The following is a 25384-nucleotide window of genomic DNA, read 5'->3' as shown; positions in this document are numbered from 1 at the left end:
GTCACCTCTAACCCTCTGAAAGCAGCTTGAACAGCTCCTTGTCCATGTCTTCATCCGTGAGCTTCTTGGGCCCGTCCTGGGACTTCTCGACCTCAACCGACTTGTCGAAGGACATGCGCAAGCGGGCGCGATCCTCAGTGGTGGCACCCCACTTGCCGACGCGTTGACGGATCTCGCCGGCGTACTTCATGTCGCCCAGGTAGAACGCATCCACGAGCTTGGTGACGATCTCCAGCTCGGCCCAGTCGGTCTCCAACCAGTCCTCGGTCTGAGGGGAGGAAGCCCACGTGCGCCAGAAGCGCTTGGCCCCGGCCGTCGAGATCCCCAGGGCCTTCGGCAGCTCCCTGCCCTCACCGGCCTGACCGGAGAGGGTCTTCTCACCCAAGGCGTGATTTGTGTTGCGGCGGACCGCGTTGGGGTTGGGCGCCGGCCCGCGTCGCGTCGCCATCAGACCGCCCTCTTCAGCAGATCGGAGGAGACCCCGTACAGCTCGCCGAGCTCCTCCAGCTCGACCACCGCGGAACGGTGCCACTCCCGCTTGAGCGCGGCCTTCGACGGGCGCTGGACTCGGAGGCCGGCGTGCTCCTGGTCGTACTCGTCGGCCCAGGCGTCGGGGGTCATCGCATCATCACTCCATGAATGAACTAACCGCCGCTCATCAGGAGCGACGGTCGTCGTAGTAGGTCTTGAGGGCGTGGCACTTGCCGCAGAGCACCCAGAGGTTGTCCAGCTCCCAGGAGCCGCCACGGCTCACGGGCACCAGGTGATCGACCTGGAGGTTTTCCCTGGTGCCGCACTTCTGGCAGGTGAACCGGTCGCGAGCTAGGACCCGGGCCCTGCGGGAGGACCAGTCACCGGGCCGGGACTCGTTCCGGGCGGACTTCCTGTCCCAACCCCTTCGAGCAGGGGGAGCGTGCTCGTCGCACCGGCCCGAGCGGACCGTGGTCCTGGTACAGCCGCTGACGTAGCAGACGCTCTTGGCACGCGGCATCAGCCCACCCCCTTTGAAGTTGAATCCCGATGAGGCCGGACCATCCGGTTCAGATGTCTGTGTGTGATGCGCTGCTGCATCGGGATAGGTGAATCGACAGGGACTCGAACCCTGAGCTGCCTCCCGGAGAGGGAGGAGTGCGCGCCTACACCGCGATTCCAGCCGGTAGCGATCCGGCCTTCGCCGACCAGAGGGGATCAATCTCGGCCGGCCGGATGAGTGGCCCCGGCTGGGTTCTGATCTGGCAGCCGGGGCCAACACCTTCCTGGATCTCTACCGGATGAACTCAACGGGAGGTCTACAGGAAGGAATCTTTGAGAGTAGGTCTGGCCTAGCCTGACCTTTCTTTAAAGAGCTTCTAACTAGCTTCTTCTCTCTTTCTTCTTCTCACTATAAATGTCGGTGTCCTGAAGGTGCTCGGGGGACGATGCGAGGTAGGGATGTGACACAGGTCTCGCTCGACTGGGCACGGTGAGTGACGGGGCTGTGAGGTAGGCCTCATTTTGGGATGTGAGGGCAACCGTTCGGAGTGTGGTGTACAAGATCGAGTGCTAGGGTCAGAAGCACAACGGTGTTAGTTGATCAAGCAATTAAGGACGGGGAGTCGGGTGCAGAAGGTTCTTCCGGACGTCAACACGCTGATCCGCATGAAGGAGCAGGGGCTCACGGATGACCAGATCGGCGCCCGGTACGGCGTGGTGGGCCAGGCCGTGAACAAGGCCCTCACCCAGGCTGGCTACTACCGTCAGGCGGTGTCCAGGCAGGTGATCGAGGACGCCATCCCCTGGACGGTGAAGCGAACGCAGGGCGCTGGCAGCCATCACACCTCGTACCTCGGCAAGGCTGTCATGGCCTACCTGCGCGTAGCCATGGGTGATGACACGGCCAAGGACAGTCATCGTGTGGCCGCGAAGCGCCTGCGTGCTCGACTGATCCGTGACAAGAAAGTCATCGACTACGACCCGCAGAGCAAGGATGGGTTCGAGCTCGTGGACAGGGAAGCGCGAGACGGTGACCTGATCTTCCGCTGGCCCGCGGATGTTGATCTGCCCGAGGGCAAAGTCCTCGAAGCAATTACTCTTTCGGCATAACCCTGTACGAGGCAAGTACCCGTGAGCAGCACAAAGGCCCTTGGCTAAGCCAAGGGCCTTCATGGTTTCCCAGCGTGGGTGCTGGCATGAGCACGGAAGCACTGTTCTCGCGCGCGCTCTCTTACGCGGCAAACGCGGCGATTGCCTCGCGTTCCTTCTCCTGGAAGCGGCGGACACGGTGGGCGATCGAGTCGAAGCCGGCTATGAGCGTGCGGGACTCCACATAAACATCGTCGTCGTCCTGGATCGTGCACCGGATGGTGAAGGAGGCGCCCTTCAGGTCCTCCACCCATGCCTCGATCCTGACCGGCTGCTCGCGGTAGACGAGCGGACGTACGTAGCGCAGTGTCTGCTCGCGCACGACGAAGTTGCAGGCAAGTCGCTCGGCGGGGTCGTCAGGCACGAGGTCGGAGAACATCCGGAATCGAGTGTCCTCCAGGTACGTGTTGTAGACCGCATTGTTCATGTGGCCGTTGGCATCCATGTCGGCCCAGCGCAGGGGGCACAGGTAGGTGTAGCGGGGCACTACTGCTGTCCTTCAGTTGTTCCGAGTATGTCGAAGCTGTCGATGCCGTCGCCCCAGGTAAGGAAAACGAGGCGCAACGTGGGGAACTTGGCCGGGGTGCATACCTGGCTGATCACGTCCCTCGGTTCGTCGTTGTTGTACGGGACGCGGACGCGGAAGTGGTGGCCGTCCCGGTTGCTGACGACCGTGGTCTCTTCCTCCCAGAACGCGCCGATCAGCGGGTCCTCCAGGGCGGCAAGCAGGATGCGCGCGATAGCGGTGTCGGTGCCTCGTCGAGCGATCTCCATGCGGATCATGCCGAGGTAGACGCGGCAATGCTTCTCCCAGCTCTCCAGCTGCACGCGAGCGTCCGGGTGGAGCAGGGTCCATCGCATGAGATTGGCGTCTGGCTCAGCCACCCAGGGGAACCACTGGCCCATGGGCTGATTGAAAGCGACCACATTCCAGTCTTCGTCGGACACATAGGCGGGGCGTGTGCCCTGCTGGTCGAGAATCCAGGAAATCGGCAACAGCTCGGGGTCGTCGCGGTTGGACGTGACTCCATGAGGCGAAGGCACGCCCATCGTCATCAGGAAGAGCGTCATCCGCTCAGCGTGGTCGAGCCCGAGGCAGTCAGCGATGCGCTGGAGCACTTCGGCGTCGTAGGTGACCGGTAGGCCGGCCTCGAACATTCGGTACCACTTGTCGGACATCCCGCTGGCCTGCACCACATCCTTCTGTGGCAGAGCTCTCCCCAGCCCCAGCGCGGCCCCGCGCGCAGCGCGCCACGCCTTGAGATACCTCGTCAAGTTGGACGCGGCGATCAGATCGGTCATGTCGTAGCCGCGGCCTCGGTCGGCACACACCCCGGCCCCCTCCTCATGCGAACGTTTGATCGAATCTTGCCAGAGACCTCAGCATATGCAGGCTTGCGGAGTGGTCGCTTCCGAATATGTGCGCACATGCCGGGCCAAAGGTCCCGGGCGTCAGGGACGAAGGTCCCGAGCGGCCTCTCCCTCCACTGTATGTGAATGGAGAGCGGTACCTACTTACCGGTAAGCACTTACCGGTGCACTTCTGGTATCACTGATCATCCTGCGGGGCGGGGGGATGTGTGATCTACACAACCGTTGGGATGTGACACTTTCCTGCCCGGAGTGTCGTAGAGTGATTCTGCGGTTGCTCCGCCGTTATTCGGCCCGCTAGGCCCTATGACCGAGGAGCCATTAGAAAGTGTTCGAGACCTTCAAAAACCTCAAGATCAGTGAACGCGCGGAGGAGGTCATGGCGGCTGTATCCGGGGCGGATCTCACATGCAGGAGTCGTAACTACACCGCGGCCTCGGGGTTGTGACCATGGCAGCACACGGTCTTGGGGAGGTCATCTGCATCACTGTTGGTGATTCAGCGGAAGAATTCGAAGGAGAGATGATTGTGGATCTCGAAGAACTCATCGAATGCCGCCTGGAGGATGCCGAGATCATCCTCCACGAGGAGTTCGACTGGCCGCATCCGCGCATGAAGGGCTCCACCCGGTTCATTCAGGTCGAAATTTTCAAGGGGTATGTATGACCATCGAGGCCAACTACACGCGCTGGGTACTGATGCCTCGCTCCGTCTCCCAGATCACGGAGTTCGAGGAGTGCCCATACAAGAGCTGGCTCAAGAGGGTTGAGAGGATCGAGCCCAGGCCGGCAGCGTGGAGCACTCATGGCACCGCGTTCCACACGGCCGCTGAGCACTTCGAGAAGTCCGGCCGCGAGCTGACGGCCGACCAGGCCGTCACTGTCTTCCAGGACGAGTACAGCAAGGGCATCAATCGTGACCTGGGCAAGGTCAACGACATCGACCAATGGATGCGCGCGAATCGCGGCACGGCCGCTGACGACTTGGAGGACAGGTTCGCCAAGGGCACCGAGCAGACGCGCCGGTACGTCGAGTACGTACAGGATCAGGCCCCCGTGCTCTGGCGCCCGGACGGCGAGGCCCCGGCCGTCGAGATGTACTTCAAGGTCGACTTCGAGGGCGTCAAGCTCCGCGGGTACATCGACCAAGTAGTTCTGAATAAGGACGAGACCCTGCGTGTGCGAGACCTGAAGACCGGCAGCACCAAGAGCAAATTCCAGCTGTGGGTGTACGGCCTGGCCCTGAATCAGCTCTACCCGGACGAGCAGGTCACCAACGGCGACTGGTACCTCGCCAAGGATCACCGGGTCTCCCGGCCGGTCAAGATGGCCGACGCAGACCAGGACGCGATCACCGAGCGCATCGTGAGCATGGATCAAGGCGTGAAGTCAGGCGACTTCCCGGCGAAGCCAGGTTTCGGTTGCCGATTTTGCGATGTGTCCCATGCGTGTTCTTTTCGCTCTCGAAGTTGAGATGTGACATTCCATAGGAAGGTGAAGCAGTGTTCAGTCTGAATCAGTCGGTCCTTGTTCGGGGGGCGGCCGGCGAACCCATCCCCTCCCCGTATCGCGGACTCCAGAAGCTCGAAGTCGAGTTCAGGCGTGGCGACTTCTCCGTCGTCTGCGCTGGCGGAGGTACCGGCAAGAGCCTCATGGCTCTCTTCCTGGCCACCTGGTCCAACGTCCCCACGCTGTACGTCAGTGCGGACAGCACGGCTGCTACGCAGCTCTCCAGGGCCACGGCGATGATCACTGGCGACAGCGCCCGTGAGGTCAAGAAGGCTCTCGTGGCCGACGACGGCTCCTTTGCTGCGTACGAGGCGGCTCTTGCGAAGAGGTGGTGGCTGCGGTTCAACTACCAGGCGCGGCCCACCCCCAAGGACATCGAACTGCACCTTGAGTGCTACCGCGAAGTTTTCGGCTGCTACCCACATCTGGTTGTCATTGACAACATCACCAACGTTGACGGAGGAGGTTCCTCGAACGCCGAGGAGTACACCTTCGGTTTGGAGGGGCTGTGCGACTACTTCAATGAGATGGCGCGCGAGACCGGCGCGCACGTGATGGCCATGCACCACGTGGTCGGCGAGTACAGCTCCGGCATCAAGCCCATCCCGCTCGATGGCGTGAAGGGCAAGATCGGGCGCGTCCCCTCCGTCGTGCTCACCATCCATGCCGAGGTGGACGGAATGCAGGGCAGGACCCTGCATATCTCGCCGGTCAAGAATCGAGAGGGCTTCACAGACCCCTCTGGGGAGACGTACGCCTCGTTCGAGGTGAACACGTCCAACCTGCAAATCACCGACCTGGACGAGGAAGTGTTCTGACTCACAATATTTAAATTTGCTCCGCAAGTTGGGATGTGACACACTGAAGTCAGCGAGGAAGAGGGCATGAAGAAGCCCAAGAGCGGATACCGACCCTGCCTCCGATGCGAGAAGAATCGCGCGGAGAGGTTCTTCACCTCCACCAGGGCGAGGATCTGCACCACGTGCCACAAGAAGAAGCGAAGCGCCGCGTCGCATGAGGCCCGGGTCTCCGTCTACGGCCTTGAGGCCGGCGACTACGCCCGGCTGCTGGCGGCCCAGGGTGGCGTCTGCGCCATCTGCAAGCAGTCCAGGGCAAAGCGGCTCGACGTGGACCACGACCACACCACGGGAATCGTGCGCGGCCTCTGTTGTGCAAGGTGCAATCGGATACTCCTCGCCCGCGGCCTGCGCAACGACCCCCAGGTCGCCCGCAATGCGGCCGACTACCTGGAAGACCCCCCAGCAATCCGCTTCATAGGCAAGCGGTACCACCGAGAGGACGGCAAGAAGTGATCTCGTACGACGGCGGACGGCTCCACGTCACCCTGACCCGCAAGACCGGCCTGGCCAAGTTGGCCCGGCTCCTGGAGGCGGAAGCCGAGCTCGGTCTCCACGAGACGGCCACCGTCGTCTACAAGTGCCGCACCGGTGCCCTCCGTCAGGTCATGCCGATCCAGGCCCTCGCCGAGATGGTCAAGACGGAGGTGGACGCCATCAAGCAGCTTCGTATTGAGCGCGCCGTCAAGGTTGGGATGTGACATGTGGAAGCCGGGTATCGCTGATGTCTTCCGGCACTACTACCCCGAGGTTGGTCTGAAGGAGCAGGACGGCTGGCAGAAGATCCACTGCCCCGAACACCCCGAAGAGAACCCGTCGGCATCGGTTAGTTCATTCAAGAAGCGCTGGCACTGCTTCGCCTGCGACATCAGCGAGGACAGCTACGACGTGATCATGCGAAAGGAAGGAGTGGGATTCCGTGCTGCTCAAGAGTTCGCCGCAAGCCGCTTCGCTGGTGGAGATAGCCCAGAGGTACAGCCAGAGCTACCCGGGAAGCCCGGCCGAGCAGTACATCAGCCACCGCGGTTTGGCCAGTCTCGCAACTCCCCTGGGATTCGGGTACGTCGAGCACCCCGCTACGGGACATGAGAAGCACCTCGGGCGCCTGGCCATCCCGTACATCAGGCCGGCCGGTGGCGAGCACGCAGTGGCCACCCTGCGCTTCCGGTGCATCACCGAGGCGTGCCTCAAGCACCCGGACGGCACCTGGCGGGACGAGGAACTGCACGAGGGCCACGGGAAGTACCAGAGCCTCCCCGGCTCCAAGCCCCTGCTCTACAACACAAGGGCCCTCATCAAACCGTCCCGGTACCTCGGGCTCAGCGAGGGCGAGTTCGACGCTGCGAGCGCCGAGCTGGCCGACATCCCCACCGTAGGCGTCCCCGGCGTCAGCGGTTGGCGAGACCACTTCGACCCCGCCTTCCTCGGATACGAGGTGGTCTTCGCCTTCACGGACGGGGACGAGCCGGGCGAGAAGTTCGTACACATGCTGGCCGAACGGCTCCCCAACGTCGTCCCCATCGAGTTCGGCAAGAAGTCCGACGTGAACAAGTTCGTGAACGAGCACGGCCCCAGGGCCCTTCGAGAAAAGTGCGGTTTGGAATGAAGTACCAGGCAGGGCAGACGGTCTACGTGCAGCAGGCCAAGGCCACCGTCGAGGCCGGCTACCCGCAGCACTCGGGCGGAATCGACTTCTACGACCTGAAGTTCAGCGATGGCCGCACCGTCGCATTCCCCGGCTACGAAATCACCACAGAGCCGCGCGTGGGCTATGAGAAGCCCGACAAGGTCAACTCCCCGTCGCACTACATGCAGGGCAAGTACGAGGTCATCGACGTCATTCAGGGCTCAATGAGCCACGAAGGATTCCAGGGATACCTGCTCGGCAACATGACTAAATACCTTCTGCGGTGCCAGCACAAGCACCAGGACGGCGGTTCAGAGGACCTGAAGAAGCTCATTTGGTACGCCGAGAAATACATCGCCAACATCCGAGTGGAGACCGCATGAAGATTCTGACCATCGACCTGGAGACCTCCCCCAATCTGGCCCACGTCTGGGGGCTTTGGAATCAGAACGTCGGGATGAATCAGCTCCTTGAGTCCGGTGAAGTCATCTGCTTCGCGGCCAAGTGGTACGACGCGAAGAACGTCATGTTCTACAGCGCCCACCAACACGGCAAGGCAGCGATGATCCAGGCCGCTCACGCTCTCCTCGAAGAGGCAGACGCGGTTGTCCACTTCAACGGACAGCGGTTCGACATACCTCACCTCAACCGGGAGTTCCTTGAGGCCGGCCTCGCTCCTCCGGCCCCCTTCGCCCAGGTCGATCTACTCAAGGTCGTCAAGCGTCAGTTCCGTTTCCCGAGCAACAAGCTCGACTACGTGGTGCAGAAGCTCGGGATCGGCAAGAAGACCGCGCACACCGGCCACCAGCTATGGGTGGACTGCCTCTCCGGTGACGAGAAGGCGTGGCGCCTGATGCGGCAGTACAACTGCCAGGACGTGAAGGTCACCGAATCCCTCTACGACTACCTGTTGCCGTGGATTCCCACTCACCCCAACCACAAGCTCTACGACGGCCAGGGCGACGACCACCAGTGCCCCAACTGCGGCTCCGAGGACCTGAAGAAGGAAGGCCGGGCGTACACGGCCGTCAGCGCGTTCCAGCGCTACCGCTGTGAGGGCTGCGGCAAGTGGTCCCGAGGTAGCAAGCGTCTGGACGCGTCCGAGATCACCACCATCAAGTAAGGGAACCATGCAGGAAAACCCAATCGACTGGGGGCACCTTGCCGACCTGGCGGGCAAAGTCGCCTGTGTCGTTGCCGAGCGCTGGCACATCGTTGAAGCCGACGACGTGAAGCAGGCCATGCTGGAGCACGCGCTTCGCGAGCGAAAGAACATTGCTCCCGTGGCCGACAACGAGCGCCTTATGCGAAAGATCTTCTACACGGCCGGCCAGCGCTACGCCGCCCGCGAGCGCGTCTACCGAGACCTTATGGACAGCGAGTATTTCTACACCGCGGACGAGGCCAGGAATGCTCTCAAGCTCCTGATCTACACCACGGATGAATTCGCCAACATGATCGGCAAGAAAGACACGCTCAATCACTGCGAGATCACCGACAACCTTCACACCGCGCGCATGGAGGCCGAGGCCGGCCTGAAGAAGCTCAACGACCGGTATCAGAAGCTCCTCATGGCGCACTACGTCTACGGACTGCCGATTGGCAGCGAGGCCGACAAGAAGGCGTGCCATCGCGGTGTCATCGCGCTCTCGTACGAGATGAACCGCTCGATCCGCAGGAAGGTCCACGCATGATCGAGACCCGTCAGGTTCACTCCCGCGCGGACGTCAAGATCGAAGTCGTCCATGACAGTGGCCGAACCAGTGCCGTCTACCTGGGCGTTCACACCGATGAAGGGTCCTTCGAGGTCAACATTGACCGACAGGACTTCCCGTTCCTGATGCACATGCTGAACACCACCTACACCGACACCCACTGAGGAGACGCCCTTGTTCACAACCGAGACCGCAGAGACCGTCTTCAAGCGCACCTACTCTCGCAAGACGCCCAACGGTGAGATGGAATCCTGGCCCGAGACCGTACAGCGAGTCGTGGACGGCAACCTCGCCCTCGTACCGGAGCGCTACATTGAGGAGGGCGAGCGCCAGGCCCTCATTGATCTGATCCAGAGCTTCCGGTTCCTGCCCGCAGGCCGCCACCTCAAGTCGAGCGGCGTCAACGACTTTGCGCTGAACAACTGCTGGGCGAGCGGCTGGGTGCCTGCGGACCCGGCCGAACATTTCCGCTTCACTCTCCTTCGCCTGGCCGAAGGAGGTGGCGTCGGCGCCAACTACAGCAGCCGGTACTTCAGTGGGTTCTCCGCGATCGAGAACCGGGTCCACGTCCATATCGTCTGCGACCCGGCACACCCTGACTACCTCGATCTGGTCGAGGCCGGCGTCATCAGCACCGAGTACGACTACGAGTGGGCCGGGGCCTACAGCGTGGAGGATTCCCGCGAAGGCTGGGCGGGAGCCCTGGGCGACCTGATCGACACAGCCCACAGCCCAGACACCCGGCACGAGAACCGCGTCTATGACGTGAGCAGGGTCCGCGGCAAGGGGACGCCACTGCGCAACTTCGGCGGAACCGCATCGGGGCCGCTGCCGTTCGCGAAGATGATGGTCGAGGTCGGCAAGATCCTCACCGACGCCGCAGGGTGGCCGATGAACGGCATGGACGCCATGGCCATTGACCATCAGATCGCAATGGCCGTCGTGGCAGGGGGAGTTCGGCGCTCCGCACGCATGAGCATCATGGCCTGGGATGACCAGCTCATCTGGGAGTTCCTGAAGGTCAAGGGCGATCAGCTCGCCATGTGGACGACCAACATCAGCGTGGAAGTGGACGACCACTTCCTCACGGCCGTCGAGGACGGCCAGGAGCACGCGGTGAAGGTCATGCAGGCCCTCGCCGAGGGTGCGCTCAAGAACGGGGAGCCTGGTTTCTGGAACCGCTCGCTGACGAGTGTGGGGGAGGTAGACGGTACCTACACCACCAACCCGTGCGGGGAAGCCACGCTGACCCCCTGGGAGCCCTGCAACCTGGGCTCCGTGAACCTCGGGGCATTCGTACGGGATGGCGAGTCGGACAGCCAGGGCCTCTACGACGCTCACCGCTACGCCACCCGCTACCTGATCCGAGCCACCTTCGCGAAGGTGGCCGACCCGAAGTCGCAGGAGGCGATCAGCAAGTACCGCAGGATCGGCGTAGGGCATCTGGGCTTTGCCGACTTCCTCTTCAAGCAGGGCATCAAGTACAGCAGCGCTCCTTACAATCCGCGGGTTCGCTCGGATCTGAAGTTCATGGCCCAGACCGTGGACCAGTCCGCAGCCGAATACGCCAACGAGCTGCGTATCCCCGTGCCGATCAAGAAGCGAGTCATCGCCCCGACCGGTACCACGAGCAAGCTGGCCTCCGTCAGCGGCGAGGGCATCCACGCGCCCTTCGCGGCCTACTTCCTGCGCCGGATTCGCTTCTCGGACCTGGAGCCCTCGGAGAAGGCGCAGGTGGAGGAGTACCGCGGGAAGGGGTACAAGGTGGAGCCCTGTGTCTACGGAGCCACCACGTCCGTGGTCGAGATCCCGACCATGGACCCGCTTCTGGCCGCGCACCCCGAGCTGGCCGATGTGTTCGAGCACGCGGGGGAGTTGAGCCTCGTGCAGATGCTCACCGTGCAGCGGCTCTACCAGGAGCTGTGGGCCGACCAGGCGGTCTCGTACACGGCCTCTGTCGATCCGGAGAAGTACGGCCCGGATGACGTTGCCCGAGTGATGCTCGGGTACATGCCGGCGCTCAAGGGGACGACTATTTTCCCGGAGATGAGCCGCCCCCAGACGCCCTATGAGCGGATCTCGAAGGAGCGCTATCTCTATGAAGTCGCCATTGTGGGCGAGGCCGTATGGGATACGGGATATGACGAGGTCTGTGCCTCTGGCGCCTGTCCAATCTGAGATCCACTTCACAGCACCACAAGTTGAGATGTGACACTCAAATTTGAAAGGATTCATTCATGAGCGAGAACCCCTTCGGAAGCTCCCCCTGGGGCGAGCCGACCACCGATACCACCACTGCCGAGACCCCCAAGGAGTCGCCCATGACCACTCCCACCACCCACACGCAGGAAGGCGTAACGCTGAGCTTCAAGGGCGGCGAAGGCTATGACGCCTCGCTCCTCGTCCTCCGTGCAGCCACCGTCGCCGACATGGACGCCATGCTCGACGAGGAGGCCAGCGCGCTCGCCTCCCTCATGAAGCGCATGGCCAAGATCCAGAAGTACAGCACCGAACTGAACGCCAAGGACAAGGGCGCCAAGCCCGCAGGCAAGAACAGCTTCTCCGGCGGCAAGGTCCAGAACTCCGGAGGCGACGGCGGTCACCAGGGCGTCACCGACTGCGAGCACGGTCGCACCCATGTCGCCAAGGGCACCTGGGAGGCGTACTTCTGCAACGCCGACGAGCGTAAGGGCGACGACAAGTGCGCACCCGCCTTCCTCAACAAGAAGTCCGGCAAGTTCGAGCTGAAGAACTAGCAATTTCGCCAGCTCTCAAAGTTGAGATGTGACACCGGGGCCGGGTCGCCGGCCCGGCCCCGGTACTCCTGAAAGGTCATCGTGAGGTTCAAAAGCACCATGGACGTGGGGCTGGTGCAGCAGCTCGCCACTGACGAGATGATCTGCATGGCCGCTCGTGTCAGCACCATCGGCCGCAATGCCCTGGACCGCGACGAGGAGAAGGATCAAGGCCTCATCAGCTTCCTGCTCCGTGATCGGCACGGCAGCCCCTTCGAGCACGGTTCGTTCACGTTCCGGATCTCCGCCCCAATCTTCGTCGTCCGCGAGTTCATGAGGCACCGCGCCGGAATGTCCTACAACGAGGAGTCCGGCCGCTACCGCGAGCTGGAGCCCGTCTTCTACGTACCGGCCGGGGAACGCCCCCTAGTCCAGGTGGGCAAGGCCGGCCAGTACGACTTCAAGCCAGGCACGTTCGAGCAGTGGTTCGTGGCCTCCGAGTCCACCCGCACTGCCTACGCCACGGCCTGGGAGTCCTACCAGAACATGCTGGCCGCAGGCGTCGCCCGTGAAGTTGCCCGTTCCGTGCTGCCTGTCGGCATCTTCAGCACCTTCTACGTCACCTGCAATCCGCGGTCGCTGATGCACTTCCTCTCGCTGCGCACCAAGAGCGACGACGCGAAGTACAAGTCATTCCCCCAGGTCGAGATCCAGATGGTTGCTGACCAGATGGAGGAGCACTTCAAGCGCCTCATGCCGACCACGCACGAGGCGTTCGTGAAGCACGGGCGAGTTGCCCCCTGATGGCAGAGCTCGTAGACGTGCTGGCCTACTACGAATGCGCCTGTGGCTTCGCATTCGTGGATCAGTACCCCCGCAACGCAACCCCTGAACTCCAGGCCGCATGCCCGGCCTGTGAAACCCCCGGAGTGAACGAATGACCTACATGTGGACCTCGAATGCCTACGAGGCCGGCAACTCGGAGATCGATCTCAAGAACGTGCCGCTCAGCAAGGTCACGATCGAGGTCAAGGAGGAGAACAAGGCGCTCATCGAGTCGCTTCGCAAGGACCTTGCCGAGGTGACCCGCAAGGCCCGCGAGGTCGAAGACGCCAAGCGGTACTGGCTCAAGCGTTACGAAGACGCACGCAACTCCGCGCGCCAGCTCGGTGAAGAGGTAGCCAAGCTCAAGCGCGATGCCGAGGGCACTGGAAGCGGTCACCGGTACGTGCGCCTGGTGAAGCACCTCGCTGACCGGAAGGGCCACTTGGAGCGCATCAAGGCTGACGCCGCTCGCGAGATGGCTTGGGAAGAGGGCTTGGGCGCCGAGGAGCGGCTGAACGAGGTCACTGCGGCTCTGGGGGCGGCCGGTGTTCGATAGCTGGGACGAAATCCCCCTCTGGGTCTACGACCACTGCAACATGACCGTCGAGCGACGCATCGGACCTGAACCTTCCGAGCCTGAGTTCCCCTCGATCCTGGAAGGGACTTACTGATGCTTGGGAAGAAGGCGAACCAAATCCGACTGCTTCGCCTGGAAGTTGAGATGGCAAACCGAACCAATGCACACTTCCAGAAAGTCAACAACCGGCTCAACACGTACATCGACGGCCTCGAAGCCGAGTTGGACATAGCCGTCCAGGAGTACACGGAACTGGAAGCCAGGTATGACGCCCTCACCGCAGAGCGTGAGGCGTCGCAAGCAGATAAGCCCCCTTTTTGAGCCCATCAAGTTGGGATGTGACATACGGAGGAATCGAATGAAGGTCATCAACTACGCCATTAACGGCTCCGAAGTCCGCATCAACGTAGTTGAGACTGAAGAAGACCTCCCAGAATTCCGACACTTCGTGATCAACAACCGCCGAGCCCTGGGTTTCGACACCGAGACTGACGGGCTCTCTTGGTGGGAGGACGGTTTCCGTATACGCCTTGCCCAGTTCGGCAACGCGCACGAGAGCTACGTCCTCCCCACCGAGAGGGGTGGCCTCTTCCAGGAAGACGCCATCAAGGCCGTTGGCTGGATCGAGAAGCTGGCCATGCAGAACGGCACCTACGACATCCTCTGCATGGATCGAGTCTGGGGGGTGCCGGCCGAGTCTGTCTTCCCTCGCCTCGTGGACTCCCGCATCACCGCCCACCTCGTAGACAGTCGAGGTCGGAAAGACGGTGGCGTAGGCCACTCGCTCGAAGAACTCACCCGCCACTACGTCTCCGCGACGGTGGCCGATGAGGTGAAGGCGAGCATGACCGTCATCGCCAAGGAGCTGGGCATCAAGAAGGCGGACATATGGCCGGTGATCCCGCTGGAGCATGAGGGGTTCAACCTCTACGCCGGTATGGACCCGATCCTCGCCTTCCGCCTGGTGAAGCTCCTCAAGCCCCAGATTCCGACCACGGCCCGCAAGCTCGTGCGCTACGAACACGAGCTGGCAGCCGCCTGCGCCTACATGGTGCGTCGCGGCATCAAGGCCGACGTGCCATACATCGAGGACCGGGCAGCCGAGCTGGCCTCCACGGAGCACCACTACAAGGACATCGCGGCGAAGCTCGGACTGGAGAACATCAACAGCCCCCGGCAGGTTGGGGCGGCAGTCATCAGCCGAGGCGTCATCCCCACCGAGACGACTCCGACAGGTCAGCCCAAGGTGGACGACCATCTACTGAAGGCCCACATAGATGACCCGCTGTGCGAAGCCATCTACCGGGGCAAGAAGGCTGCCAAAGCCAAGGCCACTTGGTTCGACAACGCCCTAGCCAACCGAGACGGGGCACACCGGCTGCACGCCGATATCCGCTCGATGGGCGCCAGGACGGCTCGGATGTCGATCTCCGGAGCTATACCCGCGCAGACCTTCCCCTCCGGAGACTCGTTGGTCCGGCGCGGATTTATAGCCGATCCGGGCATGGTCATCTGCGCCGTGGACTACAAGGCCCAGGAACTCCGGGTCCTGGCCGCCCTGTCGGGAGACAAGGCAATGAAAAAGGCGTTCCGCGAGGAAGCCGACCTTCACCAGATCACCGCGGACGCCGCCGAAGTAGACCGCAAAACAGGGAAGATGACCAACTTCCTGACGGTGTACGGAGGCGGGCCGGCCGCCCTGATGAGCCAGGCCGGCGTCACTCGGGAAGTCGCTGAGCGAGCCATCAAGGGGTTCTTCAAGGTCTTCCCCGGCGTGGAGCAGTACTCCGAGGACCTTCAGCGAGAAGCGCGCCGGAAGGGCTACATCACCACGAACACGGGCCGACGCCTCTACGTGGACAAGCGGCGCCCATACGCGGCCCTCAACTATGCCGTGCAAAGCGCAAGCCGGGATGTGACTGGCCGGGCCATTCTGCGACTCCTGGAAGCCGGATACGGGCAATTCATGCTTCTGCCCGTGCATGACGAGGTGATCTTCCAGTTCCCGGAGGAGCACGCCCTCAATGCCACGACAAAGGCCGCTCAGATCATGAAGGAAGTCATGCAGGGCGTACTCATCGACACGGATGTTTCGGTCTACGGAAAGAGCTGGGGCTGCGGATATACGGCCGATGGCCAGGTCTGCGATCTCTGCAACATAATTCACAAGGAGGCAGCATGAGCGAGAAGGACGGATTCGAGGAGTTGATCGGCGAGTTCGCCAGGGAGATGGAGAATGCGGCTTTGGAGCACGTGGCCTCCAGTGCGTTCAAGGCCGCCCGGCTTTGCGGCCTAGTCGTGAAGGAAGCCAAGGAGTGGGGCGTACCGAAGGATTTGGCTGAAGCCATGGCCGCAGACGTGTGGCAGATCATCATGATTCCGACCGGAACTGAAGTTGTGGAGGCCGGCGAATGAGCTACGCGGACTATTACGTGGAGGGCGACGAGTACGGATACACCGCCCTCATTCACGACCCCTCCGGGGAAACAGTCGCTGAAGGCGGCTGCACCTGCTGCTCGGACAATGAGGTCACGCTCCAGATGCTGATCGACTCCGCTGACTACGACCAGGAAAAGCGTGGGGCCGCGGCAAGTGAAGGATCTTGATGGGCGTCCAGACTGGATACTTACTTCCTCGGAATCGCTGTGGCTGTCGCTGAACGAGGCGATTGTTGCCGCTGCCGTGTCGGAGCTGTGGTGGTCGGCGCTGACCGGCGAATCGTTTCTACGGGATACAACGGATCGTATCCAGGAGGCCCGTCGTGCAGCGCTGGCGAGTGTCCGCGGTGCCTCTCGGAAGTCCCCTCCGGCACCTCATACGAGGACTGTCTTGAAACACATGCCGAGGCGAATGCGCTCCTTTACGCAGATTGGGCGTCGTGCCAAAAATCCACGATCTACATCACTCGATCGGCATGCAAAGACTGTTTGAAGCTCATCAAGTCGGCCGGGATTCACCGCATCGTGTGGCTGGAACGAAGGCGGGTTGTCGCGCTTCGTCTCCGGTAGGTAGTCTGGGCTCCAGTTGGGTTGTGACATGTTAGGTGCAACCCGCCCCGTAGCTTGGAGCACTCGTGGAAATCGTGCAGGTTGTACGGCTCACAGTCGAGGGAGACACCTACGAGGGTGAGGTGGACGACCTTGAGAAGGTGAAGCACCTTACCAAGCTGGAAGATGCGTACAACAAGAGCAAGAAGGCTCTTGAGGATGCTCTGGATGAGTACGGCATCGGGCCGGCTGTGACGGCCGGCCCCTCCTTCACCGTCAGGCCGAGCGTGGGGAAGCGGGGGGCAGTGTCGTCTGGGCCCGACGCAGCCGACGTACGTGCCTGGGCCGCGACCCTTACCAAGCCGTCTCTGCCCCTTTCAGCACAGGGCCGCATCCCGGGCTGGGTCAACACCGCGTTCGAGAAGAAGCTGAAGGGTGAGGCTCTGGGCAAGCATGTCCAGGAGCACGCCTCCACCGACTTCCTGAAGAAGTTTGAAGACGCCAACAAGAAGTAGTGATCCTGGCAGCCAGAAGGCCCCCTCCAAGGAGGGGGCCTTCTGGTGTTCGGCGGCCTATCAGAGGGAGTTGACGGCGGCCGTCAGGGTGGCCAGGTCCGCAGGCGTGACCCGGTGCAGGGTGGACACCTTGCGGTGAGCCACCATCCAGCGAAGCCGGACATCGCCGTAAGGCACCTCCACGGGTTGGTTGGACGCGGGCAGCAGCGTGAAGGGGTCGTACAGCACGCCGTAGACGCCCCACGGGTATGAGCGCTCTACGTAGGCGGCAACGAATCGGTTGTAGAGACGGGGGCAACTCGTGACAGCTTCCGGTGCGCATCCGGTGCAGATGGGAGGCGCCATCGTGCGCTCGCCCTCTTGAATGGGTACGCCGTTGGCACTGTTCATCACGTACAACTGCCGGTCGAAGTCCTCTTCCAGCGTGCTGCCCCCGCAGACCTGACACAGCAGGTCGAACATGCAGCGTCGCTGCCGTAGCGAGTGCACGGCTTCGAAGATGGCCTTGCCTTGTCCGCGGGCGAGGCCTTGGGGTCTCCAGAGCGTTCCATGTTGATCTCGGTCCAGGGGACCTTCATCTACGAACGCCAGACGGCGGCCGTATAGGTCCGCCCGTGCGGTGAGTTGGGGCATGGCCACCACCTCTGGCTCCCAAGCAGAGATGTAGGGGACGGTGAGCCGGTTCTGCTCGAAGCGAGGCTTCGCTGAGGCGAGTGTCATCGAAGTCCCCACGCGCGCTTGGGCTCGAACCGGCGGTGGACCTCGCAGTCGGCTGGCATGGGCCAGGGGCCGTACCCACGCAGTATCAAAACCCGGCCTAGGCCACCTCGTGATCGCATGTCGTCCACCCGGCGGAAGTCCCCAGCCAGGAAGACGTAGTCACCCACCCGCACGGTGCTGGGAGTCACGAACTGGGCTCTGGTGTACGGGGGCGCGTACGTGCGGTCGGTCTCCTCGAAGGTGTAGAGCTTGTCGCTAGAAATTTTGGCCATGAATTCTTGGGTCCTTGCGGGCGGTAGAGTTCTTATCGGGGGGTGTTTTGTGGCTAGACTCTGAGGCTCCGGACCGTCTCGAAGAATTGGAGATCTCCCATGCCTCAGATTGCCCGTCAAGGTGGAAAGATCAAGGCGCCGGAGCGTCCTCGTATTCCTTCGGTGTTGCGGCCGGCGGGCGAGTCCGAGTTGGAGGACGATGCGATCCTCAAGGGCCTGTCTTTCGACGGTCAGACCTTCGTCGGCCGGGAGGTCGAGGCCGCCGAAGCCGAGGGGTGCAAGTTCGCCAACGTCCGGTTCACCGGCACCAACCTGCGCCAAACCCAGTTCAGTGACAGTGAGTTGGTGACCTGCGACTTCTCTCAGGTCACTGCCGCGGACGTCTCCCTGCTCCGCTCCACCGTGACCGGAAGCAGGCTCACTGGGTCCTCGTGGAAGTCCGGGACTTTCCGAGACGTGACGTTCTCCGGGTGCGTAGCAACCCCCGGCATGTTCCGGCACATGAAGATCTACGCGACGGTATTCGAGGACTGCCGGCTCTCCGGGGCAGACTTTCAGTTCACCGAATTCCACAACGTCAAGTTCATTAACTGCGACATGACTGGTGTGCAATTCGGAAACGCCAAAGTCGGCTCCATGCGATTCGAGAACTGCACGCTTCTCGATGTTGGTGGAGCGGCTTACTTGAAGGGCACCACCGTGGCAGGCCCAGGGTCGATGGAGCTGGCCCTGAGCCTGGCACGCGAGGCCGGACTCGCCTTCGAGTAGGTCAGGCAGCGGGCCGATAGCCCGAGAACTCCTCGCTCGTGATGCCCTGGCCGACCTGGAAGAAGTTGATCGGGTCGGCTTTGGCCCAGTCCGTCATCTCGTCCAGGATCAACCGCCCGTACGGAGTGAACAGGTCCCGCTTGGTCTGCATGTCGTCGCAGGCGTCGCGCAGGGAGTCCGTGTACTGATCCACCAGTACGGTCTCGCCCTGACTGTGCTCCATGAACATGAGCGGCACGGCGACGGCCGCCGCGTGCAGGGCCGCGTGCAGCGGTCGTTTCTCGCCGATCTTGACCGCGCTCAGTGCCCGGTTCTCGTCCTTCGACAGCTCGTCCGGGGAGAGCGTGAACATCGGGTACACCGAGTCCATGACGAACAGGCCCGTGTGCAGGCCCTCGTGGACGATGCACATCGCGTAGTCGAGCGTCAGCCACGCGGAGCCAGGGCTCATCATCACGACGCCCGGCATCTGGTTCGCGGAGCCGCCACCGTCCGCACCCGAGTTCAAGACGATGATGTCCGTCACCAACAGGTCCACCATCTGACGGAGGCCGGGGTGGATCTCCTCGATCAGGTCCAGGGCCTCGATGATCTGCCGGTCCCACTCCTCGCGGGTCGGCCCATCAGAGGGGGAGGCGGGGCCGACGATGTGCAGGAAGATCTCCTGCCGCTTGCAGTGATCGACCCACGGGCTGTCCTCGTAGCCGATCTTGAAGCCCTGCAACTCGGCCGGGAGCCCTTCAGGGCGCAGGGTGTTGATCGCCTTGACGTACCCCGGACGCAGCTCCTCGTACGTCTCCGGGTGCTCGTCGTTGATCGCGTAGGTGAACCGGGCCAGAGTCTCCACCAAGTGCCCGACGTTCAGCATGTGCATGGCCGTGTCCTTCTGCCAGGGGGACGGGATGCGCGCCCGGAGCGGGACCGACCTCGCTCCGGGCGCTCTGTGCAAGTGGTGCGAGGCGAGGACTAGTTGGTCCAGCCGCCCATCATCACGACGTGCTCATCGGCCTGAGCCGCGGAGACCCGCGCCTTGATGCCGGCCGTGACCTGCTCAGGGTCGTCCTTGACGCTGGCGAGCAGACCGGTGAACTGGTCGGTGTTGCGCTCGATCTTGACGGGCATAACTTCTCCTTCGTCGGATGAACGTGATGGCACTTGCAACCCGCCCCGTGAGGAGCGGGGGACTTTGGGTCAGCCGGAGGCAATCCGACTGACGCACAGGGCGACAACGCTCGCCCAGACGCACCCGAGGGCTAGGTCACCGAGGGACGGCCGGCGCCACCTCACGCCGAGCGCCGCTGCTTGCAGCGGTGGCACTGGCAGGGAGGCCAGATATGGGTCGCCTCGGGCTCTCGCGGCTTTTCCTCATTCACGCGATACACGACCTGCCCGCCGAAGGTTTGGCCGTTGTCCCGCGAGATACGGATGGTCATCACGAGGTCCACCCCGATCTGACCGGGCGGTTCAAGTGGGGGTGACGCAGAATCTCTCGGTTGCACTCGCCCACCGTCCGCAAGTCGCCAGCCGCGTAGGCGTCCTCACGAGCCTCGGACTTGGCCAAGCAAGGCATACAACGGGGCTGCGGCGGGGGGTCATTGGCGGGCGCCCTCTCCGAGGCTTCGTCCGTACAGGAGCTGATGAGCTTCACCACCGTCTGCACCTCCGTCGTCACCCGCCGTTGTTGGCGTGACGTAAAGCATCGGAGCGATCTAGGGACTTCTCCACGACTTTCAGCAGTCATCTGAGGGACCGTCATTGATGCAGAAGTCCGCTCGAAGACTTCGAGCCGACACCTTGCGGTCTCACGCCGAAACCGCTAACAGACCCCGGGGAGTTGGTGATACTTCAGAGGGGAAGCTCGACACGACACGGGAGAGCCGGCATGTCGGAAGAAGAACAGGCAACGCTCCTGCGCAAGCTCGCACGAGAAGCGGGCATCGAGTCCTACGCCTTGTTCCTCCCGAAGTACGAGCAGACAGCACGCCGACTGGGACACCGGAACAACGACCCCAAGCTCAGCCGCGAGACCGTGGGCCCAAGACAGTGGTCCCGATGGCTCGCAGCGAAGGCAGCCCCACAGCCGTACGCCCGACTGATCCTGGAAGAACTCTTCCGTCAACCGGTCGAGCTGCTGATGGCACCCGTGGGTACGCGACAGATGGAACCCGCGTCATCTCTCTCGGTAGTGCAGCACCCGCACATAACGGAAGAAGACCTCCTCATGACTGCACACGACGCCGCCTCGCACGCTGGCGACGCCGCCTCCTTGTCCCTGACCCCCGAGGCCATCCAACTTCTTCGCACCCAGCTCCGGGGCCTGGCTCGCAGCTACCACCAGAAGCCGGCCGCTGAGATCTTCGTCAAGGCCAGGACGATCCGGGACACGATTGAACGGCGCATGGCCCTCACCCACCGTCCGACCCAATCCTCCGAGCTCTATCTCCTCGCCGGACAGGCGTGCGCGCTTCTCGCATCTGCCGCCTTCGATCTTGGCTCCCAGGACGCCGCCGAGACCCTGACTATGGCGGCCCTCACATACGTGAGGCCCATCGACCATGCCCCGCTGATCGCCTGGTGCGGCGGGAACCTGGCCCTCCTGGCCTACTGGGACGGTCGGCCTGCGGAGGCCCTGGAGCACGTTCAGGCAGCGCAGGGGCTGGCTAGGTCTGGTACCGCCAAGCGTCGGCTTCACAGCATCGCGGCACGGACGTACGCGCACCTGGGAGACCCGGGTCGCGTTCGGTACGAACTCGAAGCGGCTGAGCAGGCGGACCCGGACATCCGCGATGATCATCATGACGACATGGGCGGCGAATTTGGGTTCTCGTCGGAGCGAGCAGCCATGTCGGCCGGGAGTTCATGGCTACTGATCCAAGACGGTGCGAGCGCCGTCGAGGCATCCACCCGCGCGCTTGACCTCATTCAGATGCGGACTGCCAGTCAGCGATCCGTGAAGGTCGAGATGGAGGCCACCGTGGACCTCGCACTCGCGCAACTCCTCAATACCGACCTGGCGTCGGCCGTCGCGACCTTGCAGCCGGTGTTCGACCTCCCGCCCGAGCAGCGGGTGGACGGGCTTCTGGCGCGCCTCCAAGGTGTCCGGAGCCAGCTCACCGTTCCGGCGCTCCACAGGCACAACGAGGCCGTTGAGCTGGGACACCACATCGAAGGCTTCAGGCGGGACTCCGCCAGGTCTACCCTGCCTGGAGCCCCGCGCTACCAGCTCGGAAGCTAGCGAGCGTCCCAGGCAGTGAGCAGGGTGGCTTCCTTCTCCTCCGAGAGCCCGATGTGGGCTGCCCTCTCGTTCTCCACGGCGGTCTCTCCAGATGACAGCCATGCCCAGGTATCAGCGACGGTTTCCGACAGAGGCCGACACCTAAGACCGGCCTCCTGGGCGCGCACGCCAGAGACGGTCCACGTTCCCGGGTACGTCCTCCAGAGCGGCAGTTCGGTCCACTGCTTCACCCCTTGGTCGAGAAGCCAGTCTTCGTCCACCCACTCCAAGGTCGCTTCTGCTCCGATTACCTCGATGCAGGCCCGGAGGAAGCTCCCCATCGTCGCGTGGTTTTTCGGGGCGGTCAGGTTGAAGACTTCGGCTCCGCGGCCGGCCTCCACTCGACCGCATGCGAAAGTGGCAACATCGCGGGCGTCAACAGGTGCGATGGTCTGAGCCGGGTTGCCGGGAGCCAGGACACGGCCACCACGCTCGATTCGGTTCAACCACCAGGGCAGCCGACCCACGTACTCCTCCGGGCCCAAGATGACGCCAGGGCGCAGAATGGTCAGCTTGCGTCCCAGGTTCGTCTGCGCAGACTTCTCCGCATCGGCTTTGTCTACCCCGTACGACACGTTCACGTCGTCCGGCATGCCCGATACCGGATCGGCCTCCGCGAGAGTTGGCAGATCCTCAGTGAGCGGGAGAAGCGGCCATCCCGCATAGACCGACACTGTGGACACGTAGACGTACCTGCTCGCCGCCTCGGCCAAGGCTTGGGTCGCGAGGTCTACTACGTCGGCGGACATCCCAGAGGTGTCGATAATCGCGTCCCAAGGGCCGACGCCGGCCAGGTGCTCCAAGTCCTTCCGGTTGGTGCGGTCGCCCTGGATGGCGTGCACTCCTTCGGGGTTCCTTCCAGTCTTGCCCCGGTTGAAGACGGTTACGGACCAGCCGCGCCGTAGAGCCTCAACCGCTACGGCGCGTCCGAGGAAGTGAGAGCCACCCATGACCAGAACGGAAGTCGTCATGGTGACTGATCTTGCCCGCTCGGAAGCGGTGGTACCAGCCCCAGGTGGGGTGGTTGCGTGAACTAACTGTCCACCTGCCAGCTCCGGGAGGGATGGTTCATGCCGAGCAAGTTGGGATGTGACATTCGTGCTACGGTTGGTGTCGTAAAGAGGGCCCCCTCTGGTGAGGGGGTCTTTGCGTTCACTACAAGTTGGAATGTGACACTAGGGGGCGTCGTGCGCGTGATCACTGTCCGCGTGGACTCTGAGGGCAACGAGACCGTCGTCCGGGACAAGGTGTACGGCCCTCTGGCGGCCCCCGGCGAGTCTGAATGAGGCCACGAAGAAGCCCCCTCCAGCATGGACTGGAGGGGGCAGTCTTGCTTGTTTACACGGTCACCTTGCTTCGAAGCCGCCCTTCGGAGAAGTAGTTGTCCCGCAGGACCAGCCTCTTCTTTACGTCCTCGGGAACCACCAGCTTGGCGTGGTCGTCGTAGACCAGGAACTTGATGCCACCCCGCAGGAGGTCTTCCTCCATCTGCTCTGTGTCGCCCATGAGCCAGCGCTGACGGTAAGTACCCTCAAGCTGCTTGTACTGCCAATGATCCGTAGACGCCTCCTCCGGCAGCCCGCTCAGCTCTGCATTGTGCTTCTGTAGTGCATCCTCGGCTGTCTTCTGGAGGAACCCGCCTACCGAGAACTGTCCGCCCGGCGCGAGGCCGGCTACGTAGAACTGGATGGACTGCTCCAGCTCCTTTCGGCGCTTAGCTGTCTCCTCTCCCTTGTGGTAGACCCGCTCAACCACCTCGTAGTCGCCAATCTCATCCAAGACGGCTTGGACCAGCGATCCGTAGACCTCAGCTGGCTTGCCGGATGGCCTGTGATCACATGGTTTGCTGACTGTGGAGAAGCAGCGGATGTACTCCAGGATCTTGGTGATGTTTCCCTTCTTGTCCTTCTTCTTGTTGGCCTGGTAGATCATGTTGCCCAGGCAGTAACCGCACTTGATTACGTCCAGGAAGCTCGTAGCCTTCTTCTGCTTCGGCGGATGCACCTGCTGCTTGGACATGTCGAACTCAACGAGTTCGGCGAACTCCAGCTCTGTGTAGATTGGCTCCGCCACTCGCACGGGGTTGCCATCCGCCCCGTAGAAGATCCGGGGAGGGTTGTACCTTCCAGGCTTTCCGTCGGAGATGATCCTGACTCCCATGAGTGCGGGATTCCTCATGATCCGGATCAGGCCTGTGACCCTCCACAGCTTCCCCTGTGCAGTCCTGAAGCCAGCGCGGTTCAATACCCTGCAAATAAACCCGTAGGACCGCTTCCGCTTGACGCGCATGAGTCGGGCCCACCTAAGCATCACTGCCCGCTCTGGAGTGACGGCCAGGGAGGTTTCCTTGGTCTTCGGGTCCTTAACGGTGTGGTATCCGAATACCGGCTGACCCACCACCCATCGTGAGGTGGTACGGGCGTACTGCCAGAGAGAAGTGAGGCGGATGCCCATGTTCTCGGCTTCGATCCTCGCCATTCCGGCGATCATCGTGACCATCATCTGACCGAAGGTGGACTTGATGTCCAACTCCTCGATCTTCGAGATCATGTTCTTGCCGAACTCCTGGCACCACTCGATCATCAAGTGCAGGTCGTAGATCTGCCGAATGAATCGATCGAGCTTCCAGAAGAGGAGGACGTCAAACTCCGGGGCCCTCTCGTGAAGCCAGTGCCCAAGGGCCTTCCGCTTCCATGGCGGGATCTTCGTGGCCGACTGGTTGAGGTCGGAGGCGACGCCTACGACCCTCACGCCCTTCTGCGTGGCCAGGGCCCAGAGGTCCAGCTCTTGGCGGACGGGAGAGGTTGTCTCGTCCGTGAAGACCGACAGCCGGACGGAGAGCAGCCCCCGGGGGGCGTCGCTCGGCAGCCCCCGCTGCATGTCGCGCCAGCGGTCCAGCTCCGCAAGCTCCTGCGGGCTCCATGAGGACCTGTCTGGTTCAAGTGTTATGTCTGTGTCGCTCGGCATGTCGGTATGTGTATCAGCCTTTCACTTTCGCAGCAGTTCGAGAACTACATGCTCCAGCCCAAGCTCACCGCGAAGACCGTGGACATCCACCCGGCCGTCGCCTTCGGCTCGGTGATCGCCGGCACCGCCCTCATGGGCGCGGTCGGCGCCCTCATCGCCATCCCGGCCGTCGCCACCCTCCAGGCGTTCCTCGGCGCCTATGTGAAGCGGTACGACGTGACGGACGACCCGAGGATGCACGGCAGGCATCAGCCGCGCGGCCAAGACGCCACCGACACCGCCTGACCACCTCCCGGGGCCGCCGCCCGGCATCCCGGGGCGGGGCGGACACCGCGGCCGACCGAAATGTTCCCTTTGTCGCGGAGGATGGAGGAGAGGGAACGGGGTACTCCGCTCCGCGTGGTGCGCTTGACACCAAAATCGAACATCCATTCTGATGGGACTCCGGCCCTGTGTTCCCAAGGGTTCCACCGCGTTTCCGGTGGAGTTATCCACAGGCTGGAAGGACGCCGGAGCCCATTGTCAGTGGCAGGGGATAGCGTCTT

Annotated in this window: 34 protein-coding genes and 2 pseudogenes; 25 read left to right on the top strand and 11 right to left on the bottom strand. The window is 62.8% G+C overall.

Annotation, left to right across the window (positions count from 1 at the left end):
- Positions 1 to 7: 7 nt before the first annotated feature.
- From DWB77_RS10465 to DWB77_RS10460, 3 genes are read right to left on the bottom strand one after another with little or no spacing between them, the layout of a single operon-like run.
- Positions 8 to 448 carry a hypothetical protein gene (locus tag DWB77_RS10465; protein WP_120720993.1) on the bottom strand — a complete coding sequence of 147 codons (441 nt, stop codon included), beginning with the start codon at positions 446 to 448 and terminating at the stop codon, positions 8 to 10.
- A complete protein-coding gene (locus tag DWB77_RS37710) occupies positions 448 to 621 on the bottom strand; it encodes a hypothetical protein (protein ID WP_162952498.1) in 174 nt (57 codons plus the stop codon). Before DWB77_RS37710 ends, DWB77_RS10465 begins: the two co-directional genes overlap by 1 nt.
- Before the next feature lie 37 nt (positions 622 to 658).
- Positions 659 to 991 carry an HNH endonuclease gene (locus tag DWB77_RS10460; RefSeq protein ID WP_120720992.1) on the bottom strand — a complete coding sequence of 111 codons (333 nt, stop codon included), beginning with the start codon at positions 989 to 991 and terminating at the stop codon, positions 659 to 661.
- 608 nt (positions 992 to 1599) lie between these two features.
- Here DWB77_RS10460 and DWB77_RS10455 point away from each other — a divergent pair.
- Entirely contained in the window at positions 1600 to 2082 is a 483-nt protein-coding gene (locus DWB77_RS10455) for a hypothetical protein (protein ID WP_120720991.1), read from the top strand.
- A gap of 121 nt (positions 2083 to 2203) precedes the next feature.
- Here DWB77_RS10455 and DWB77_RS10450 read toward each other — a convergent pair whose 3' ends face one another.
- Together DWB77_RS10450 and DWB77_RS10445 are read right to left on the bottom strand one after the other, a co-directional pair.
- Complete coding sequence (locus tag DWB77_RS10450; RefSeq protein ID WP_120720990.1) at positions 2204 to 2608, bottom strand: acyl-CoA thioesterase; 405 nt, start codon at positions 2606 to 2608, stop codon at positions 2204 to 2206.
- Positions 2608 to 3423 (bottom strand): helix-turn-helix transcriptional regulator, encoded by an 816-nt coding sequence (locus tag DWB77_RS10445; RefSeq protein ID WP_162952497.1) that lies wholly within the window; start codon positions 3421 to 3423, stop codon positions 2608 to 2610. Before DWB77_RS10445 ends, DWB77_RS10450 begins: the two co-directional genes overlap by 1 nt.
- A 519-nt stretch (positions 3424 to 3942) precedes the next feature.
- On the opposite strand from DWB77_RS10445, the gene DWB77_RS37705 reads away from it, so the two are divergent.
- The 21 genes and pseudogenes from DWB77_RS37705 (at position 3943) to DWB77_RS10350 (ending at position 16838) form a co-directional block, all read left to right on the top strand.
- Positions 3943 to 4158: a hypothetical protein gene (locus DWB77_RS37705; RefSeq protein WP_162952496.1), complete on the top strand. Its 216-nt coding sequence runs from the start codon at positions 3943 to 3945 to the stop codon at positions 4156 to 4158.
- A complete protein-coding gene (locus tag DWB77_RS10440) occupies positions 4155 to 4964 on the top strand; it encodes a RecB family exonuclease (RefSeq protein ID WP_246033492.1) in 810 nt (269 codons plus the stop codon). Before DWB77_RS37705 ends, DWB77_RS10440 begins: the two co-directional genes overlap by 4 nt.
- A gap of 29 nt (positions 4965 to 4993) precedes the next feature.
- A complete protein-coding gene (locus DWB77_RS10435) occupies positions 4994 to 5818 on the top strand; it encodes an AAA family ATPase (protein ID WP_120720988.1) in 825 nt (274 codons plus the stop codon).
- Between the two features lie 66 nt (positions 5819 to 5884).
- A complete protein-coding gene (locus DWB77_RS10430; RefSeq protein WP_216826845.1) occupies positions 5885 to 6313 on the top strand; it encodes an endonuclease domain-containing protein in 429 nt (142 codons plus the stop codon).
- Complete coding sequence (locus DWB77_RS10425; protein WP_120720987.1) at positions 6310 to 6558, top strand: hypothetical protein; 249 nt, start codon at positions 6310 to 6312, stop codon at positions 6556 to 6558. The genes DWB77_RS10430 and DWB77_RS10425 overlap by 4 nt, the downstream gene beginning before the upstream one ends.
- 1 nt (position 6559) lies before the next feature.
- A pseudogene (locus DWB77_RS39610) lies at positions 6560 to 6745 on the top strand (CHC2 zinc finger domain-containing protein); the annotation flags it as partial.
- Between the two features lie 31 nt (positions 6746 to 6776).
- A complete protein-coding gene (locus DWB77_RS10415) occupies positions 6777 to 7463 on the top strand; it encodes a toprim domain-containing protein (protein WP_246033491.1) in 687 nt (228 codons plus the stop codon).
- The gene (locus DWB77_RS10410) at positions 7460 to 7867 is read left to right on the top strand and encodes a DUF3310 domain-containing protein (protein ID WP_120720984.1); all 408 of its coding nucleotides are present in this window, start codon (positions 7460 to 7462) and stop codon (positions 7865 to 7867) included. Before DWB77_RS10415 ends, DWB77_RS10410 begins: the two co-directional genes overlap by 4 nt.
- Positions 7864 to 8607 carry a ribonuclease H-like domain-containing protein gene (locus tag DWB77_RS10405; RefSeq protein ID WP_120720983.1) on the top strand — a complete coding sequence of 248 codons (744 nt, stop codon included), beginning with the start codon at positions 7864 to 7866 and terminating at the stop codon, positions 8605 to 8607. The genes DWB77_RS10410 and DWB77_RS10405 overlap by 4 nt, the downstream gene beginning before the upstream one ends.
- A 7-nt stretch (positions 8608 to 8614) precedes the next feature.
- Entirely contained in the window at positions 8615 to 9178 is a 564-nt protein-coding gene (locus DWB77_RS10400; protein WP_120720982.1) for a hypothetical protein, read from the top strand.
- Positions 9175 to 9363 carry a hypothetical protein gene (locus DWB77_RS10395; RefSeq protein ID WP_120720981.1) on the top strand — a complete coding sequence of 63 codons (189 nt, stop codon included), beginning with the start codon at positions 9175 to 9177 and terminating at the stop codon, positions 9361 to 9363. The genes DWB77_RS10400 and DWB77_RS10395 overlap by 4 nt, the downstream gene beginning before the upstream one ends.
- Positions 9364 to 9373: 10 nt before the next feature.
- On the top strand, positions 9374 to 11377 hold the full coding sequence (gene nrdJ / locus DWB77_RS10390; RefSeq protein ID WP_120720980.1) for a ribonucleoside-triphosphate reductase, adenosylcobalamin-dependent: 2004 nt from the start codon (positions 9374 to 9376) through the stop codon (positions 11375 to 11377).
- Between the two features lie 59 nt (positions 11378 to 11436).
- Complete coding sequence (locus DWB77_RS10385; protein WP_120720979.1) at positions 11437 to 11955, top strand: hypothetical protein; 519 nt, start codon at positions 11437 to 11439, stop codon at positions 11953 to 11955.
- Between the two features lie 99 nt (positions 11956 to 12054).
- Positions 12055 to 12738: an FAD-dependent thymidylate synthase gene (gene thyX / locus DWB77_RS10380; RefSeq protein ID WP_120720978.1), complete on the top strand. Its 684-nt coding sequence runs from the start codon at positions 12055 to 12057 to the stop codon at positions 12736 to 12738.
- Positions 12739 to 12871: 133 nt separating this feature from the next.
- Complete coding sequence (locus tag DWB77_RS10375; RefSeq protein ID WP_120720977.1) at positions 12872 to 13315, top strand: hypothetical protein; 444 nt, start codon at positions 12872 to 12874, stop codon at positions 13313 to 13315.
- Positions 13316 to 13429: 114 nt separating this feature from the next.
- A complete protein-coding gene (locus tag DWB77_RS37700) occupies positions 13430 to 13657 on the top strand; it encodes a hypothetical protein (protein WP_162952494.1) in 228 nt (75 codons plus the stop codon).
- Between the two features lie 37 nt (positions 13658 to 13694).
- The gene (locus DWB77_RS10370; protein ID WP_162952493.1) at positions 13695 to 15518 is read left to right on the top strand and encodes a DNA polymerase; all 1824 of its coding nucleotides are present in this window, start codon (positions 13695 to 13697) and stop codon (positions 15516 to 15518) included.
- Positions 15515 to 15751 carry a hypothetical protein gene (locus DWB77_RS10365; protein ID WP_120720975.1) on the top strand — a complete coding sequence of 79 codons (237 nt, stop codon included), beginning with the start codon at positions 15515 to 15517 and terminating at the stop codon, positions 15749 to 15751. The genes DWB77_RS10370 and DWB77_RS10365 overlap by 4 nt, the downstream gene beginning before the upstream one ends.
- Entirely contained in the window at positions 15748 to 15942 is a 195-nt protein-coding gene (locus DWB77_RS10360; RefSeq protein WP_120720974.1) for a hypothetical protein, read from the top strand. The genes DWB77_RS10365 and DWB77_RS10360 overlap by 4 nt, the downstream gene beginning before the upstream one ends.
- 12 nt (positions 15943 to 15954) lie before the next feature.
- Positions 15955 to 16344, top strand: a complete 390-nt coding sequence (locus DWB77_RS39605) for a deaminase (RefSeq protein WP_120720973.1) — start codon at positions 15955 to 15957, stop codon at positions 16342 to 16344.
- Positions 16345 to 16409: 65 nt separating this feature from the next.
- A complete protein-coding gene (locus DWB77_RS10350) occupies positions 16410 to 16838 on the top strand; it encodes a hypothetical protein (protein ID WP_120720972.1) in 429 nt (142 codons plus the stop codon).
- Positions 16839 to 16898: 60 nt separating this feature from the next.
- On the opposite strand, the gene DWB77_RS10345 is transcribed toward DWB77_RS10350, so the two are convergent.
- On the bottom strand, positions 16899 to 17300 hold the full coding sequence (locus tag DWB77_RS10345; protein WP_120720971.1) for a hypothetical protein: 402 nt from the start codon (positions 17298 to 17300) through the stop codon (positions 16899 to 16901).
- Positions 17301 to 17554: 254 nt separating this feature from the next.
- Positions 17555 to 17830: a hypothetical protein gene (locus tag DWB77_RS10340; RefSeq protein WP_120720970.1), complete on the bottom strand. Its 276-nt coding sequence runs from the start codon at positions 17828 to 17830 to the stop codon at positions 17555 to 17557.
- Between the two features lie 99 nt (positions 17831 to 17929).
- Between DWB77_RS10340 and DWB77_RS10335 the strand changes: the two genes are divergently transcribed.
- Complete coding sequence (locus DWB77_RS10335; protein WP_120720969.1) at positions 17930 to 18598, top strand: pentapeptide repeat-containing protein; 669 nt, start codon at positions 17930 to 17932, stop codon at positions 18596 to 18598.
- A 1-nt stretch (position 18599) separates the two neighbouring features.
- On the opposite strand, the gene DWB77_RS10330 is transcribed toward DWB77_RS10335, so the two are convergent.
- Both DWB77_RS10330 and DWB77_RS37695 read right to left on the bottom strand, forming a co-directional pair.
- A complete protein-coding gene (locus DWB77_RS10330; protein ID WP_120720968.1) occupies positions 18600 to 19472 on the bottom strand; it encodes an aKG-HExxH-type peptide beta-hydroxylase in 873 nt (290 codons plus the stop codon).
- A 92-nt stretch (positions 19473 to 19564) separates the two neighbouring features.
- Positions 19565 to 19720, bottom strand: coding sequence for a hypothetical protein (locus DWB77_RS37695; protein ID WP_162952492.1), 156 nt, complete (start codon positions 19718 to 19720; stop codon positions 19565 to 19567).
- Between the two features lie 760 nt (positions 19721 to 20480).
- Here DWB77_RS37695 and DWB77_RS10320 point away from each other — a divergent pair.
- Positions 20481 to 21833 (top strand): DNA-binding protein, encoded by a 1353-nt coding sequence (locus tag DWB77_RS10320; RefSeq protein WP_162952491.1) that lies wholly within the window; start codon positions 20481 to 20483, stop codon positions 21831 to 21833.
- Here DWB77_RS10320 and DWB77_RS10315 read toward each other — a convergent pair.
- Complete coding sequence (locus DWB77_RS10315) at positions 21830 to 22843, bottom strand: NAD-dependent epimerase/dehydratase family protein (protein ID WP_246033490.1); 1014 nt, start codon at positions 22841 to 22843, stop codon at positions 21830 to 21832. The genes DWB77_RS10320 and DWB77_RS10315 overlap by 4 nt on opposite strands.
- 367 nt (positions 22844 to 23210) lie before the next feature.
- On the bottom strand, positions 23211 to 24839 hold the full coding sequence (locus DWB77_RS10310; RefSeq protein WP_120720966.1) for a recombinase family protein: 1629 nt from the start codon (positions 24837 to 24839) through the stop codon (positions 23211 to 23213).
- 30 nt (positions 24840 to 24869) lie between these two features.
- Between DWB77_RS10310 and DWB77_RS10305 the strand changes: the two are divergent.
- A pseudogene (locus DWB77_RS10305) lies at positions 24870 to 25124 on the top strand (AI-2E family transporter); the annotation flags it as partial.
- Positions 25125 to 25384 lie beyond the last annotated feature (260 nt).

Source organism: Streptomyces hundungensis (assembly GCF_003627815.1).
Classification (GTDB): Bacteria; Actinomycetota; Actinomycetes; order Streptomycetales; family Streptomycetaceae; genus Streptomyces; species Streptomyces hundungensis_A.
This window is presented reverse-complemented; position numbering and strand designations above follow the sequence as displayed.

Bases quoted from the DNA above. Each gene is read 5' to 3' on its own strand.
- DWB77_RS10395 (WP_120720981.1), top strand. From the start codon at position 9,175: ATGATCGAGACCCGTCAGGTTCACTCCCGCGCGGACGTCAAGATCGAA.
- DWB77_RS10310 (WP_120720966.1), bottom strand. From the start codon at position 24,839: ATGCCGAGCGACACAGACATAACACTTGAACCAGACAGGTCCTCATGG.
- DWB77_RS10360 (WP_120720974.1), top strand. From the start codon at position 15,748: ATGAGCTACGCGGACTATTACGTGGAGGGCGACGAGTACGGATACACC.
- DWB77_RS10370 (WP_162952493.1), top strand. From the start codon at position 13,695: ATGAAGGTCATCAACTACGCCATTAACGGCTCCGAAGTCCGCATCAAC.
- DWB77_RS10445 (WP_162952497.1), bottom strand. From the start codon at position 3,423: ATGACCGATCTGATCGCCGCGTCCAACTTGACGAGGTATCTCAAGGCG.
- DWB77_RS10315 (WP_246033490.1), bottom strand. From the start codon at position 22,843: ATGACGACTTCCGTTCTGGTCATGGGTGGCTCTCACTTCCTCGGACGC.
- DWB77_RS10340 (WP_120720970.1), bottom strand. From the start codon at position 17,830: ATGGCCAAAATTTCTAGCGACAAGCTCTACACCTTCGAGGAGACCGAC.
- DWB77_RS10375 (WP_120720977.1), top strand. From the start codon at position 12,872: ATGACCTACATGTGGACCTCGAATGCCTACGAGGCCGGCAACTCGGAG.
- DWB77_RS10440 (WP_246033492.1), top strand. From the start codon at position 4,155: ATGACCATCGAGGCCAACTACACGCGCTGGGTACTGATGCCTCGCTCC.
- DWB77_RS37710 (WP_162952498.1), bottom strand. From the start codon at position 621: ATGACCCCCGACGCCTGGGCCGACGAGTACGACCAGGAGCACGCCGGC.
- DWB77_RS10365 (WP_120720975.1), top strand. From the start codon at position 15,515: ATGAGCGAGAAGGACGGATTCGAGGAGTTGATCGGCGAGTTCGCCAGG.
- DWB77_RS10405 (WP_120720983.1), top strand. From the start codon at position 7,864: ATGAAGATTCTGACCATCGACCTGGAGACCTCCCCCAATCTGGCCCAC.
- DWB77_RS10465 (WP_120720993.1), bottom strand. From the start codon at position 448: ATGGCGACGCGACGCGGGCCGGCGCCCAACCCCAACGCGGTCCGCCGC.
- DWB77_RS10385 (WP_120720979.1), top strand. From the start codon at position 11,437: ATGAGCGAGAACCCCTTCGGAAGCTCCCCCTGGGGCGAGCCGACCACC.
- thyX (WP_120720978.1), top strand. From the start codon at position 12,055: ATGGACGTGGGGCTGGTGCAGCAGCTCGCCACTGACGAGATGATCTGC.
- DWB77_RS37700 (WP_162952494.1), top strand. From the start codon at position 13,430: ATGCTTGGGAAGAAGGCGAACCAAATCCGACTGCTTCGCCTGGAAGTT.
- DWB77_RS10330 (WP_120720968.1), bottom strand. From the start codon at position 19,472: ATGCACATGCTGAACGTCGGGCACTTGGTGGAGACTCTGGCCCGGTTC.
- DWB77_RS37705 (WP_162952496.1), top strand. From the start codon at position 3,943: ATGGCAGCACACGGTCTTGGGGAGGTCATCTGCATCACTGTTGGTGAT.
- DWB77_RS10320 (WP_162952491.1), top strand. From the start codon at position 20,481: ATGTCGGAAGAAGAACAGGCAACGCTCCTGCGCAAGCTCGCACGAGAA.
- DWB77_RS37695 (WP_162952492.1), bottom strand. From the start codon at position 19,720: ATGCCCGTCAAGATCGAGCGCAACACCGACCAGTTCACCGGTCTGCTC.
- DWB77_RS10335 (WP_120720969.1), top strand. From the start codon at position 17,930: ATGCCTCAGATTGCCCGTCAAGGTGGAAAGATCAAGGCGCCGGAGCGT.
- DWB77_RS10345 (WP_120720971.1), bottom strand. From the start codon at position 17,300: ATGTTCGACCTGCTGTGTCAGGTCTGCGGGGGCAGCACGCTGGAAGAG.
- DWB77_RS10400 (WP_120720982.1), top strand. From the start codon at position 8,615: ATGCAGGAAAACCCAATCGACTGGGGGCACCTTGCCGACCTGGCGGGC.
- DWB77_RS10410 (WP_120720984.1), top strand. From the start codon at position 7,460: ATGAAGTACCAGGCAGGGCAGACGGTCTACGTGCAGCAGGCCAAGGCC.
- DWB77_RS10430 (WP_216826845.1), top strand. From the start codon at position 5,885: ATGAAGAAGCCCAAGAGCGGATACCGACCCTGCCTCCGATGCGAGAAG.
- DWB77_RS10460 (WP_120720992.1), bottom strand. From the start codon at position 991: ATGCCGCGTGCCAAGAGCGTCTGCTACGTCAGCGGCTGTACCAGGACC.